At 44.8% G+C, this 13,772-nt stretch carries 7 protein-coding genes and 1 riboswitch; of the genes, 4 read left to right on the top strand and 3 right to left on the bottom strand.

The window, feature by feature from the left end; translation table 11 throughout:
- Positions 1 to 368 precede the first annotated feature (368 nt).
- Positions 369 to 3,215: an ATP-binding protein gene (locus MHB71_RS29745; protein ID WP_340028358.1), complete on the bottom strand. Its 2,847-nt coding sequence runs from the start codon at positions 3,213 to 3,215 to the stop codon at positions 369 to 371.
- Positions 3,216 to 3,559: 344 nt separating this feature from the next.
- On the opposite strand from MHB71_RS29745, the gene MHB71_RS29740 reads away from it, so the two are divergent.
- Positions 3,560 to 4,258 (top strand): response regulator transcription factor, encoded by a 699-nt coding sequence (locus MHB71_RS29740; protein WP_036668013.1) that lies wholly within the window; start codon positions 3,560 to 3,562, stop codon positions 4,256 to 4,258.
- A gap of 49 nt (positions 4,259 to 4,307) precedes the next feature.
- Here the strand turns inward: MHB71_RS29740 and MHB71_RS29735 are convergent, their stop codons facing one another.
- Complete coding sequence (locus MHB71_RS29735; RefSeq protein ID WP_340028357.1) at positions 4,308 to 4,727, bottom strand: hypothetical protein; 420 nt, start codon at positions 4,725 to 4,727, stop codon at positions 4,308 to 4,310.
- A 241-nt stretch (positions 4,728 to 4,968) separates the two neighbouring features.
- Between MHB71_RS29735 and MHB71_RS29730 the strand changes: the two genes are divergently transcribed.
- From MHB71_RS29730 to MHB71_RS29720, 3 genes are all read left to right on the top strand, one after another.
- A complete protein-coding gene (locus MHB71_RS29730; protein WP_127546582.1) occupies positions 4,969 to 6,111 on the top strand; it encodes a virulence factor in 1,143 nt (380 codons plus the stop codon).
- A gap of 147 nt (positions 6,112 to 6,258) precedes the next feature.
- Positions 6,259 to 6,475: riboswitch (Lysine riboswitch) on the top strand.
- A gap of 119 nt (positions 6,476 to 6,594) precedes the next feature.
- Positions 6,595 to 8,076, top strand: coding sequence for an amino acid permease (locus tag MHB71_RS29725; protein ID WP_036668017.1), 1,482 nt, complete (start codon positions 6,595 to 6,597; stop codon positions 8,074 to 8,076).
- 390 nt (positions 8,077 to 8,466) lie between these two features.
- Positions 8,467 to 9,108 (top strand): class D sortase, encoded by a 642-nt coding sequence (locus MHB71_RS29720; RefSeq protein ID WP_340028356.1) that lies wholly within the window; start codon positions 8,467 to 8,469, stop codon positions 9,106 to 9,108.
- A gap of 133 nt (positions 9,109 to 9,241) precedes the next feature.
- Here the strand turns inward: MHB71_RS29720 and MHB71_RS29715 are convergent, their stop codons facing one another.
- Entirely contained in the window at positions 9,242 to 13,729 is a 4,488-nt protein-coding gene (locus tag MHB71_RS29715; RefSeq protein ID WP_340028355.1) for a collagen binding domain-containing protein, read from the bottom strand.
- Between the last annotated feature and the right edge of the window lie 43 nt (positions 13,730 to 13,772).

The raw sequence follows: 13,772 nt of genomic DNA, 5'->3' as shown, positions 1-13,772 counted from the left end.
ACATAATCGTTATGTACGACAGCAGTTACTCTGCTTGAACGTGTATCTCAATAACTCATGATTCGGATGATGCTCTTCACAACGGCATACAGCACAACCACAGCTGCAACCAGACAGACGATAATGAGTGTTTTCTCTTGTTTACGGAACATATACCTGCCGTCCTCCTTTTGCATGGGATGCAAATTATGGCTCTATAGACAGTTTGCAAAAGAAGTTGTTTTTTTATCCGGGGAAATTGAAAAACAAAAAAAGCCTTTCCCCTTATCACGCTCACGCGCTGAAGGGCAAAGGCTCTATTCGTAGGTCTCGTACATAAACTTGGTTCATAAAAAAAGTGAAATACATTTCTTCATCCAATCTTAAATTCACACCAATACGTCCTGCTTGGGCAGTCGGACCTTGAACGTACTTCCTTTGTCCGGTGCAGATATAAAAGTCAGCGTACCCTTGTGATCCTCTACAATTTTACGGGAAATGTACAACCCAATTCCTGTTCCACCAATTTGCCGATGATCCGAATTATCGACCCGATAGAATTTGTTGAACAGCATGTCCTTCTCTTGCTCCGCAATACCTATTCCGTAATCACGCACATCAAGACATAACCATTCCTCTTCTTCCCATAACGTAATATCAATACGATCGGCTCCCGGAGAATACTTGACTGCATTGCCCACCAGATTATGCAGAACCTGAACCATCCTGTTCTGGTCAGCATAAGCAAAAAAGTCTCCATTAAACGTATGCACGTAGATACGTTGGGCAGACTTCATATTCCACTGTTCGGCAACCCCTTCTACCAACTCCACCAGCGGTACATACGTCATATGGTAAGTCATGCCTTCGTTGTCCAGTCGCTGAATATCAAGTACATCATCAAGCAAACTGCTCAGCCGCTTGCCCTCCGAAGAGATGGTCTGCATGAATTCCCGCTGTTGAGCTGCCGGAAGGTCATACATCATCATTAATTCCACATATCCCATAATGGTGGCTACAGGCGTTCGAAGTTCATGAGATACCACACTGATCAGCTCATTTTTCATCCGATCCAGCCGTTCTTCTCCTGTCCGGTCACGGAACACCAGCAGAAACCCATGGTTTTTACCCGGGACATCCATCTGCTTCATGTACAAGGAAAAAACACTTTTATCCACATTATTGAATATAAATTCGGTCTCGATAAACGCCGTTTCTCCATTCAGGAATGCTCTCGTCTGTTCCATCAGATTGAAGTTGTCCGTTAATACCATCGTATCAATCGCCTGCGCCAAATCTTCAATGGATCTGCCCATAAAATCACCCAAACCAAACATCTCTTCTATCCTTCGGTTGACGATAGTTATGGTCCCTGATCGATCAGACATCACGAGCCCTTCTCGTACAGATTCAATAAATTGCTCACTGATATCTCGCTGTTCCTGAATGGCAATCTTCTCATTGAACAACTCCGAGTTCAGCTTCTCCAGCGCAAGGGCATGACGTACACGATCTTCTTCTGCTCTGGTCCGCTCCGTAATATCCTTAATAAACAGGTTATATAATGTCTCATTTTTGCCCAACTGGATCTCAACAATTTTGTACTCAATCGGAAATACGGAACCATCCCGTCGGATACCTGAAATTTCTTCAACGATGGTGTATCTTTTACCTTCAACATATTCAAATCGCTCCAGCAAATTCTTGATCTCCTTGCAGCTGGCCCCTTGAAAAAGAGATGGCGCTTCCTTGTGCAGGATCACTTCTTCCCGACGCAATCCAAACATTCTTTCAGCCTCCGGATTAAACTCAACGATCAGCCCATTGGAGTCCACAGCGATAATCGCATCAATAGAGGATTCAATAATGGCACGTTTGACCTCTTCACTATTCTTGAGTTCCTTGGTACGCTCGATAACCCTGTCCTCCAGCGTTAACTTGTCGTGACGAATCTGTTCGAATTGTTCCAGCAGCACATCGGCCATTTTGCGCAAATTACCAATCAGGATCTGTACTTCGGTTACATGGCTGGTTGGCCACTCCATCTTCCCATTTCGAAACAGCAGTCTCGGAAGAGAGCCTGTCATTCGGGTCAGTCTTAACAGCGGGCTAACAACCTTACTGCTGAGAGGAGCCGCTACGATCATGGAAGCCACGATGATGATGAACAGGGATTGCAGCGTGGTCAGATAAATGGATTCGATTCGGGGGTAATACTCGGACGAGTCAGTCACAATGAATACCCGATAAGGTGTTAACCTTGTCATTTCTGCTTCATAGATAAAAGAGGCTTGTTTCCAATGATTCAATACATCGCTGTAATGGATATTTGCGGAACTTAACAGAATGAGGTTATCCCTCGACTTCAGAAGACGGAATCTGTCCATGTCCAGATACTCGCCCACCTGTAGTGTATTCAAACCAGAAGCGACGACTGTATCATTGCGATTCAGCAGAATCACATTCACACCCAGTAGATGATGATAACGCGCCATATTCTGATCCATATTCTCAGAGGTAACGTACTCTTCATCAAGATCCTGAACAACCGCAGTTGCTGCATATTTCATATCACGTAATATGGCATCATTCATTTGCCCCAATTGTCTGCGGCTATCTGCGGATAACAGTACGAGAGAAACAAATACCACAAAGGCGACTACGTATTTAAACGCAATTCTTGTTAGTGGAATGGTTCCCATGCGTTTTGATTTGTGTTCACCCGTGGTGATCCAAAAATCAACTACAATTCCCGCAATCAGCGCATTCACCATACCAATCACAGCAATATACATATACTCATACTTCAAATCATCTATATTTAAACCCAACATAAAATGCCCGGCATAGATAACAGGAAGTAACATGACTACCCAAAAGACAGCATTAGCCTTGATTAAGCTGCCATTCTTCCAGCGGATCTGCCAAACGAGCATCCAGATTAATTCCATGAAGTGGGCAAGCATGACAGTTAAATTGTGCGGCACAAAGCCGACAAAGACGGTATTCAGGAGATGGATAACTGTAAGGGTGACAAATCCATAGATGGCCCCATACAAACGAAGAGCAATGAGTGCTGCCGCGCTACCAATCATAAACTGTACACCATAGAATAAAGTAAACGGAAAAATAGTGCTTAGTGAACCCAGAATGATCAGAATGCTGGTCCCAATCCAGGGTATTCTCAGCTTCAACACGACCCAATCCAGCATTTGTCTTGCCTTTATACGATCCATAAGCAATTGCCCTCATGGATCATTTTTTCTTCTGTTTTCAACAACAACGTTGGTTCCCCCTATAAACTTAAGCGGATACAATATTACTTTTTTCCCCTTAACTCGTTCTGATCCATTATACTGTAATTAGTACTTGGTGTAGCTTTGGGAAATTCTGATTGATCGGCAACCAAACTACATTCATGCTAGAATATTGAAGTTCACTCAAAAAGCTTATTTCTTCTCTACATATACATCCTATATTTTGGGATAGAAACATTAAAAAATTTGCGGCATTTATTCGCAATTCACCTTGTTTTTTTAGCATTTTCTTAACATATTATTTTCACCAGGAGTGTGACCCTATGACTATCAAAGTACTTCTTATAGAAGATGAGAAAAATCTGGCCGACATGATTGCTTTCTTTCTTGAGGAGGAAGGATACATCACTGAACGGGTTCATCATGCCCGCGAGGCACTTCAACTGTTTCCACAATTCCAGCCGGATATTGTTGTAACGGATCTCATGCTTCCTGAAATGGATGGAAATGATCTCGTAGAAGCCTTTCGCCAGCACTCCACTGTGCCCATTCTGATGATCTCGGCAAGCACCATGCTGAATGATCGACTTCGCGCATTGCATAATGGTGCGGATGACTTTCTGTGCAAACCATTTAGTTTGAAAGAGTTGGATGCCCGGATTAAAGCACTCCTGCGAAGATCAATCATTTCCTATAAGGATAAACCGGTAAAAGAAGATAAGCAGGCAGAGGTTACTGGACATGTGAATGTGAATGAATACAGGAGAACTCTGTTTGTGGATGGCGTTGAAATCGAGGTCACTCATATTGAGTTTGAGATTATGAAGGAATTGTACCGAAATCCGGGCAAAGTGTTCACCCGCAATGAATTGATGGATCGGATCAAAGGCTCCGAACGCGCCTATCTGGATCGTACTATTGATGTTCATATCTCAAGTCTGCGTAAAAAAATTGAGCCTGACCCCAAGAACCCACGTTATATTAAGACGGTTTGGGGAACAGGCTATAAATATGTGATCTAATACGATCGTAACGATTAAACAGTTAAACACTTTTGGCCATATCCCTCTTTTATCTCATGGATAAGATGGGTGGTATGGCTATTTCTGATTTATGGACAGACGACGAATGCAACCAATTTTCCATATCCTTGATTAGTTGATTCGGGTCTTGCTCGTTCCAGAGAATCATCTTCATCTCACCTGTACCTGTAATTTCTTGCAGGTGACACTTCCGAATAAGGGATTGGAAATCCGTAATGACCAGTAACGGAAGTTGTGGCATAAAAGCCCGAATGGCATTTGCTGCTGACACCGCTTCTTCGGCAACCTGATAATCAACAATACAATAACGGGCATTTTCCCAACTTCCCCGATGTGTTTCTATCGCAGAACCAGATGTTGAGTCCTCAATCCAGTTCCTGAACAATTGAATAATATTCTCATATGCAATACGACGTTTTCCATCCGAGAGCACGGTAATGGGTTCCATAGGTATACCTCCAGTTGATTCTTATCTTTATTGTGCCAATTTTCGTTTAAAAATGTTTGTGCGTGAACATGAAAGAAGTGTTAACAAATTTCGTACTTCTTCACATTAAGTGTTAGACACGTCCACTTCACTTCTGGATGATTTCGCAGATTCCACACATTGATGTAAAATAGAGAAATACCCGTGTGATTTAATTTACGGGAAGTTAAAGATGAATCTGGTACTATAGGAGGTTACATTGATGAATATTGTTTCCATTGAACCAACACCGAGTCCAAATACGATGATGTTACATCTCGATGAACGTCTGGAGGACGGAATTCGCAAAACATATACACTGGACAACGAACGATCTGCTCCGGCGTTCATTCGCCAGATGCTTCATATTCCCGGTGTAAAGAGTGTGTTCCACACAACAGACTTTGTCGCACTTGATCGTAAAGGGAATGCCGACTGGTCCGTTATTTTGGGCGAAGTCCAAAATCGCCTTGGACAGCACGGCATCGATCTGGACTGGATTGAATCCGAAGATGGTTCAGGCGAGCACTTCGGAGAAGCACAGGTATTTGTACAATTCTTCCGAGGTGTACCGATGCAAATTAGGGTCAAGGCCGGGGTCAAGGAAGAACGAATTTCGTTGTCAGACCGCTTTGTCAAAGCCGTAACAGAAGTCGCCAGTGCAACAATGATCAAAGAACGTAAACTGAGTGATTACGGTGTTCGATATGGTGAATTGCCTGATATTGCACGTGAAGTCGAGCAGGAATTGGAAGCCGCTTACCCGCCGGAACGGCTGGAGCAGGTCATTAAACAGGCCATTGAACATGGTACCAAATCCGAAGAGTTCGTCGAGCGCCGCCGTGAATTGGATGGAGCCGAACTTGAAGAGGCTCTGCGAAACGAAGACTGGAATGTTCGCTATGCGGCATTTGACAGCATGGAGCCTACGGCAGAAAGACTGCCTCTCGTAGCCCATGCCTTGCATGACAACAAAATGCAGATACGTCGCTTGGCTGTCGTATACCTGGGTGACATTCGTACACCGGAAGCGATGGAACTGCTGTATGAAGCACTTCAGGACAGTTCTCCTGCGGTACGCCGGACTGCCGGGGATACCTTGTCGGATATCGGTGATCCTGCCGCCACTCCAGCCATGACAGCTACGTTATCCGATAAAAGTAAACTTGTACGCTGGCGTGCAGCTCGTTTTCTCTATGAGGTCGGAACTGAAGAAGCAGAGCAAGCGTTGCGCGTTGCAGCCGATGATCCTGAATTTGAAGTCAGCCTGCAGGCCAAGATGGCTCTGGAGCGGATCGAATCGGGCGAACAGGCTGCTGGAACGGTATGGCAGCAGATGGCTGGCCGTAACAAAAAAGAGGAATAGTCGTCTCTCAGACCTCACATCCAACAATTGTTATTGCACTGGAAAACCATGCGCGTTATACTGATTGTCTGTTTACTAAACAGGACACACGGTGTTAAGTTGTGTTGTTCATAATTTCATAGACAATAGATACACCTCATCCATTGATGGTGAGGTAGAGGTCGCGGGTGCGATCAGTACGCTGATGGAGGCGCTAAGGAGCCGCTTATGAGATCAGCCGAAAGGTGTACCCGCCGAAGCTCGCTGGACGTTCCTTATACGGTCCAAGTGAGCTGGGGCTGCTGTCGAAAGGCGCAGAACTGTCACGGAAGTACATTTCCTTAATATAAAGGTATGAATTCTTCTGTGTTGAGCTATCTTAATCATCTGGGACATGGTGCGGACATTGAAATATTAAAGACCGCAGGCTAATGCCTGTGGTCTTTTTGTTTTTATGAATTCAAGTATCGCAAACATCAGTATACCGAATGAAGGAGTGTTTCCATGCAAGACCGCAGTAACCCAACAACAACTGGACCTTCCCTGAAAAAAGGATTACGCGCACGCCATATGACGATGATCGCCCTCGGTGGCTCAATTGGTACAGGGCTGTTTCTCGCAAGTGGTACCGCCATCTCAACGGCAGGCCCTGGTGGAGCATTAATTGCCTATGTGGCCGTTGGCATCATGGTTTATTTCCTCATGACCAGCCTTGGTGAGCTTGCTACCTTTATGCCGGACTCCGGTTCATTTAATACGTATGCCGCACGTTTTGTCGATCCTGCTCTCGGGTTCGCCATGGGCTGGAACTTTTGGTACAACTGGGCGGTAACCATTGCAGCAGAGCTTGCTGCCGCTACTGTACTCATTAAATACTGGTTCCCCGACAGTTCATCCATGTTATGGAGCTTATTGTTCCTCGTGCTGATCTTTTCCTTGAACGTGTTGTCTGTTAAAGGCTATGGAGAGTCCGAGTACTGGTTCGCCATTATCAAAGTCGCTACTGTTATCATCTTCCTGGCTGTTGGTGTGCTCATGATCTTTGGTATTATGGGCGGAGAAGCCGTTGGTTTCAGTAACTTCACCATCGGTGATGCGCCCATCCATGGCGGATTCTTCGCTGTGTTAGGTGTGTTCATGGCTGCTGGATTCTCATTCCAAGGTACCGAGCTTATCGGGGTAGCCGCCGGTGAAAGTGAAAACCCGCGCGAGAATGTCCCTCGTGCAATTCGTCAGGTATTTTGGCGCATTCTAATTTTTTACATTTTAGCGATTACCGTGATCAGTCTGATCATCCCGTATACTCATCCGAATCTGCTCAAAGGTGACCTGGAGAATATCGGTGTCAGCCCGTTCACACTGGTGTTTGAGAAAGCTGGCCTCGCCATTGCGGCTTCCGTGATGAATGCCGTTATTCTGACTTCTGTACTCTCTGCCGGTAACTCAGGCATGTATGCTTCAAGCCGGGTTCTCTATGCCCTTGCCCGTGACGGTAAAGCCCCTCGTTTCTTGGGCAAGTTGAACAAAAAGGGTATTCCAATGAATGCACTTTTGCTTACAACAGCCGTTGGTATGTTGGCATTCCTTGCCTCCCTGTTCGGTGATGGGATTGTGTACACCTGGTTGTTGAATGCATCCGGGATGTGTGGTTTTATCACTTGGCTGGGTATCGCTATCAGTCATTATCGCTTCCGTCGTGCATACGTTGCACAAGGCAGGGATCTGAGCGATCTGCCTTACCGTGCACGTTGGTTCCCGTTTGGGCCGATCTTTGCTTTTGTCCTGTGTATTATCGTGATCATTGGACAGAACTACCAGGCATTCACGGGTGATCAGATCGACTGGAGTGGAGCCATCGTTGCCTACCTGAGCGTACCCCTGTTCCTGGTGTTGTGGCTCGGTTACAAATGGATCAAAAAGACCAAAGTGGTGCCGCTGCAGGAATGTGATTTCACACCTACCGATTCACCAACTGGTAAGCACTAACGAAGCAATATTTACACTTGCCACTTCGATGACAGAATAACCTTCCGATCGCTGTTATCCCCAGATTTTTTGATTCACTTTTACAAAGGTGAAAATCTGGTGATAAAGGCGAACGCTTCGCTTCTTCACGTTATTTCTGTCCTCTACGTTCTCATGTAAATGGTTAGTTCAGCTTATACAGCTGATACGATTTAACTTCATATTAAAAAAAACTCCCCTTGGCGTTGCAGTTTTCCTACTGTAGTGAAACGGGGAGGTTTTGTTTTGGGTCTACTCTTTCCCTGATCAATTCCTGTACGTCCTTTCGTCCCTGTCCATATTTTGTATAGGTCGGTAAGTAGAATAGAGAAAGGTATACTATTTTTCTTGGACAACGGGAGTTGATGTATAATGAAAAAATTCTCTATTCTGCTCGTTCTATTGGGCATCCTGATCATCAGCTTTCCTTTCCTGCGGGAAACGTATTATGACTGGCAGCAAACCCGTGTCATGAACGATCTGGAGCAATTGCAAAACGGCTTGTCTAAGCTTAATCACTCCTTCGAACAAGGCATACAGGATGCAGTTTCTGCCGAGCCGACTACTGACAATACAGGTACAGTGCAAGAGGTCTCATCGGATACGTTGGGGGTGCTATCGATTGACAAGATTGATGTCCGTTTACCGATCCTGGAGGGTGCAACGGAGGCTAACATGAAGGTAGCTGCAACCCATCTTGTTGAAACCACTAGTATCGGGAACAAAGGTAATGCTGCCATAGCCGCTCATCGCGCCCACAAAAAAGGACGACTATTCAATCGTCTGGGAGAACTCCAGATTGGTGATTCAATGGAAGTCACCCTGGCAGATCGAACGATTATTCAATATAAGGTAGATCAGATCTCCGTTGTGGAGCCAACTGACTTATCTGTACTGGAGGATCCCGGGCTTGGACAGGTCCTTACCTTGATTACCTGTGATCCACTCGTCAATCCAACACATCGCCTAATTGTAAGAGCTATTGAAGTGAATCCGGAGGTTGCCGGATTTTGATATTCCCTAAGGTTCAGCTGAAATAAAATAAAACACCCTCTAGTATGTTCACATGATGACTCTGAGTCACTTGTGAAAGCTAGAGGGTGTTTTTTATCCAAATATGATCTGTTCCTGCATTACATGCTGCGATCTAGCGATGAAGCTGTTGTCTGCGGCGGAAGTACATGAATCCCGCGCTACCTAGCGCCATCAGCATCATGCCCACAGCAGTGTAAGCCATTGTGCTCTCTTCACCTGTTTGTGGCAGCATTCCCTGAGATCCAGAATTTCCATTGCCCTGTGATCCATCTGTATCCGTTCCAGCAGGAGGTGCAAGTGCACCACCCCCATCCGGTGCATCTGTATCCCCAACTGGAGGTGCAGTGTCGTCACCGTTGGAATCGCCTGGTGTCGGTGTCACTACCCCGGAATCTTCATCTGTCGGACTTTCGGTTCCTCCCCCAGACTCTGTAGGTTCAGTTACAACCGTGCCTGGAACCGACGGATTTGGTTTTCCTGGTTCCGGAGTTACTGGTTTCTCCGGATCTGGTGTTACACCCGTAGTAGGTGTTCCCGGATTATAAGGTCCACTAGACCCACCACCCGATACCGGGATAGCCTGATTTGTTTTTTCCACAACTACGGCTTCGGTTTGTATGTTCGTAATTTCAAATGGTACGGGTGTTGTTTCCAACATGTATCCGTTAGGCGCTTTTATTTCAACCAACTGATATTTATTGATATCCAAGCCTTCAAGTACAATTTCACCTTGTTGATTGGTTGTCAGTGAAGCTTCATCTAGACCTGTTACCTTGTGGAACTCCCAATTCCCATTTGCATCCATCAATGCAGTCTGAGCTCGTAATTCAAATACAGCTCCTTGAAGGTGCTGAGTTCGACCCGCATTGGTTTTAATCAATTTCACAGAACGATCATTTTTTTTATTTTCAATGGTTAATTGAGTTTCCGGTTTGATAATAGATACAAGCGTCTCCGGCTGTTCAATAACAAAGCCTTCTGCCTTGGTCTCTACCAATGTATATGAACCATAATCCAAACCATCGAATTCAATGACCCCATTTAGGTCGGTTACTTTTGTATCGATGACAATGTTGGAACGATCACGCAATTCGAATTCAATTCCGCTTAATACGGACTTATCCTTGGCATTTACTTTGGTAACGACAAGTTTACCACCTGAACCCATTGCATTAGACTTCGTCAATGTAATACTCTCCGTCTGATTCTCTACAATCGTAAACGGAATTGGTGTAGCATCCAATTGATAAAACTCAGGTGCCACGACTTCTACCAGGTCATAATCCCCTGGCGACAGTCCACCTTTGGCGATCTTCCCATCTTCCCCTGTCGTTAACTCATCGATTTTCTCTCGCGTTGCGCCGTCCTTGGAGTACAATTCGAAAGTTGCACCCTTAAGTGTCTTGGAGGAGTCTACCGCATCTACCTTGGTTAATTCGAAGCCTTGGCGAATTTTTTTATTTTCAATTTCAAAAGCGATATCCGCATCCTTGAATTCAATCGTTTTACCTGAGGCAGAGCCATATTCAGGATCAACCAAATATCCTGCCGGTGCAGATAATTCTTTTAACTTATAAGGTACACCGTTGGTTAGATTGTTTAATCGATAGTTTCTGGAGCTTTCAACCACACCATTCTCGTCCGTTGGTTTCAATGTTTCCAGAAGCGTGGTTCCAGACGTATTATAGATTGCAAATATTGCACCTTCCAGCGGAACTCCTGTATCACTGACTTTGTGAATTTTGATTTTTCCCAGACCTGTAGAGGCTCCTCCACCTGCTCCAGCCAAGGAAACTTTGATTCCCGACTGATTACCTTCCCCGATTACCGAGGAAGATTGGCCTGCAAATTCAACCTTATTCTCAATTCGGGCGCCATGATCGGCATTAATATAAGACTGATATTCCAAAATGAATGCGGTATGGATATCTTTCTTGAAGGTAAAGGTAAATGTATTGCCCTCCACGTCCAATTCATAATCAGCCGGATCAACAAGTCCAGCTTTGGTGGATACATTGCCTGAATTGTTGGCAGGTAAATTGGTTGCATATAATTTCAATGAATCAGCCAATAAAATCTGGTTCTCTGACAAGGTATCTGTTAATTGGTTACCCGCAGGAATGAAAGATTGACTTGGATTGATATTTACCGTCCATGATGCTTTATCCGTTGTACCTTCTTGCTTCCCTGTTTTGCGCACGTATACACCACCGTTGGCAGGTGTAACACTGGCTGATCTATTAAATCGTATTGCACCACCCTCACCATCCGTCAGAACAGCCTGGTTGGCATATGCGCCTGCGACAGAATATGGTCCATCCAGACTTGTTTGGTACTGAATGCGATAAGCCATTTTGCCCATGTTACCCAGATCCAACGCAAAACCTTTACCGTCCGGGTTCAACTGGAATTGACCAGGTGTGAGCAGAACCTCGCTACCCACAGCAGTAACATTATTGGCTCCCTGCAACTCTAACTCATGAACTTTCAATGAGCCGTCTACGAAAGATTGGTCTCCAGTGTAAGCATCCTTAAGGATTGCATCCTGAATATCAAACAAATTGTAGTTTACATCGATTGTCCAGGTGATCTTTTTATCTTTGGCGCTATATTCACCCTTTTTGTTACCATTTTGAATCGTGTAGTCTTGTGGTTTGACCGCAGCAGATTTGGTAATCGCAGTCTGTTTTACATCAGACTCTTCCCAATCGATCTTCGCCGAGTTGCGATATTCATCATTCGTTGGCATACCTGCTGTGGGATCGAAGCTTGTCTTATAAGTGATAACATGCTCCGTACTAAGCGTTACGCCGTCCTTCAAGCGAAGTGAGAATCCTTTTTCATACGTTGGATCAGCCGGGTCTGGAGTCAGTTCAAAGTCCTCTTTGTTAACACCACTCACTTGAAGACTACCCGGAATCAGTTTCATATGTCTGCCTTCGTAATTGTCGGTGATGACGATATCCGTCATGTCCTGCAAATCACGGTTCAAAACAATCTGCCATTCGATTTCTTTTGTGTTGAAGTTTTCACTTTTTACACTCTTTGCAAAAATGACTTCCTGAATGTCTCTTCGGCCTGTTTTGGAAGTACCATCATACATGTTCACTGTGTTTGTAATGGTGTCGTTTGTATACACACGATGAATAGATTGAGTATCATATTCGATCTCATAGGCCTTTGTAATATCGTTCTTAAAATGTAATCTGAAGCCATCATTGAACCCTGTACCCATCGCTTCGAGTGTGTATTCATTTGGATTGATCAGTGTTCTGTTGGAAGCCGCTCCACTTGCATTAATGTCCACTTGATACACTTTGACGGAATTGTTGATCAGTTGCTGTTTTGCCGTATCAAAGCGGTCTTCAATCCATGCATTCGTTTGCATAATTTCTTGCTGATTGTAGTTATATTGTACTTTCCATGTGACCGTCTGTGTCACCGGATCATACGCACTATCTTGCCCTGATTTGTTCAAAGGCTCATTAAAACTCACACGAACTCGGCCAATATCTGTTTCGTTGTGCTCGCTCTGATCTGTTGTAAGCGCAACCTGGTTTTGATACTCCACGTTGGTGAACGGAGCAGTGGTTGGTGCTTTAACACTTGTCGTATAGGTTACACGATAGGCCTTATCTGTATCTCCCAATTGAATTGGAAACTGTGGTTCCGTTTGAACTACTGGGCCTTCTTTTACAGATCCATTCAATTGCACTTCCAATTCGCGAATTTCGATATCGCCCTTGAGCTCTAGCCCTGTTGGGAACGTGTCTGCAAGAACAGCATTTTTCATAGCCTTCTCACCTTGGTTAAAACCTACAGTCCATTTAATTTCATCCGAGTTGAAGTTCTCTTTGTTTGCGCTTCCCGATTTCTTCAACTTATCTACGGCTGTGTTGGCAAAATGTACATCAATGATGCCCTGCCCCACGGAACTAAAGTCTATCTGTTGTTTCAAGCCATCTTCCATCTTGCTCTCATCGAACTTAATCCACACGTAGAAGTTGCCTTCCAGCTTCGCATGCTCGATCAGTTCATTAAAGGTAAAGATGATTGTGCCATCTGGATTCACCACATACTCTCCAACACCGCCATCCAGATTACCCTTAAGCTGCGATCCGATGATGAATTTATCGGGCAAGTTAAAGGTGAACGTAGAGCCATCACTGTAGTTGTGGTTGGCATCTGCAAGTCCCCATGTAAAGACTACAGCCACCTCATCCTGGATGCGTGGTCGAATATCCTCGATTTTATCTCCTTTGACTTCAATCGTGCCATTCCCGTTGTCTTCTGGTGCCTGATTGTACATCTGCACACTGTTAATCAATTGATCTGTAATTACCGGGCCTGCAGCTGCGATTGCTAAACTGCTCTGGTTGAGGTTTCCCTCCCCCTCTTCTTCCGGAGTGGCAGCAACGTCAACGTTGTTAACCTCTTCCGAACCTGCCAAACCTTCTTCTGATGCTGTATCGCTGATTGCACTGGCTGGCAAATTAGTTAATTCATCCTGAGCATGCATTGTTGGTGTAAATATCCAACCCTGCATCATTTGCGTGACCAGTAACAGAGCAATGATCACTATGCTCACTTTTTTCCTCATTGTTTGCATATCCTCCTCGTACGTAGTGTTGGCATACGCCGAA

The sequence above is a fragment of the Paenibacillus sp. FSL H7-0940 genome (genome assembly GCF_037979415.1).
Classification (GTDB): Bacteria; Bacillota; Bacilli; order Paenibacillales; family Paenibacillaceae; genus Paenibacillus; species Paenibacillus amylolyticus.
The sequence above is the reverse complement of the archived record's forward strand: the minus strand, read 5'-3'. Positions and strand labels throughout refer to the sequence as shown.

Coding starts and splice junctions, on each gene's coding strand:
- MHB71_RS29715 (WP_340028355.1), bottom strand. CDS start 13,729: ATGAGGAAAAAAGTGAGCATAGTGATCATTGCTCTGTTACTGGTCACG.
- MHB71_RS29735 (WP_340028357.1), bottom strand. CDS start 4,727: ATGGAACCCATTACCGTGCTCTCGGATGGAAAACGTCGTATTGCATAT.
- MHB71_RS29740 (WP_036668013.1), top strand. CDS start 3,560: ATGACTATCAAAGTACTTCTTATAGAAGATGAGAAAAATCTGGCCGAC.
- MHB71_RS29745 (WP_340028358.1), bottom strand. CDS start 3,215: ATGGATCGTATAAAGGCAAGACAAATGCTGGATTGGGTCGTGTTGAAG.
- MHB71_RS29730 (WP_127546582.1), top strand. CDS start 4,969: ATGAATATTGTTTCCATTGAACCAACACCGAGTCCAAATACGATGATG.
- MHB71_RS29720 (WP_340028356.1), top strand. CDS start 8,467: ATGAAAAAATTCTCTATTCTGCTCGTTCTATTGGGCATCCTGATCATC.
- MHB71_RS29725 (WP_036668017.1), top strand. CDS start 6,595: ATGCAAGACCGCAGTAACCCAACAACAACTGGACCTTCCCTGAAAAAA.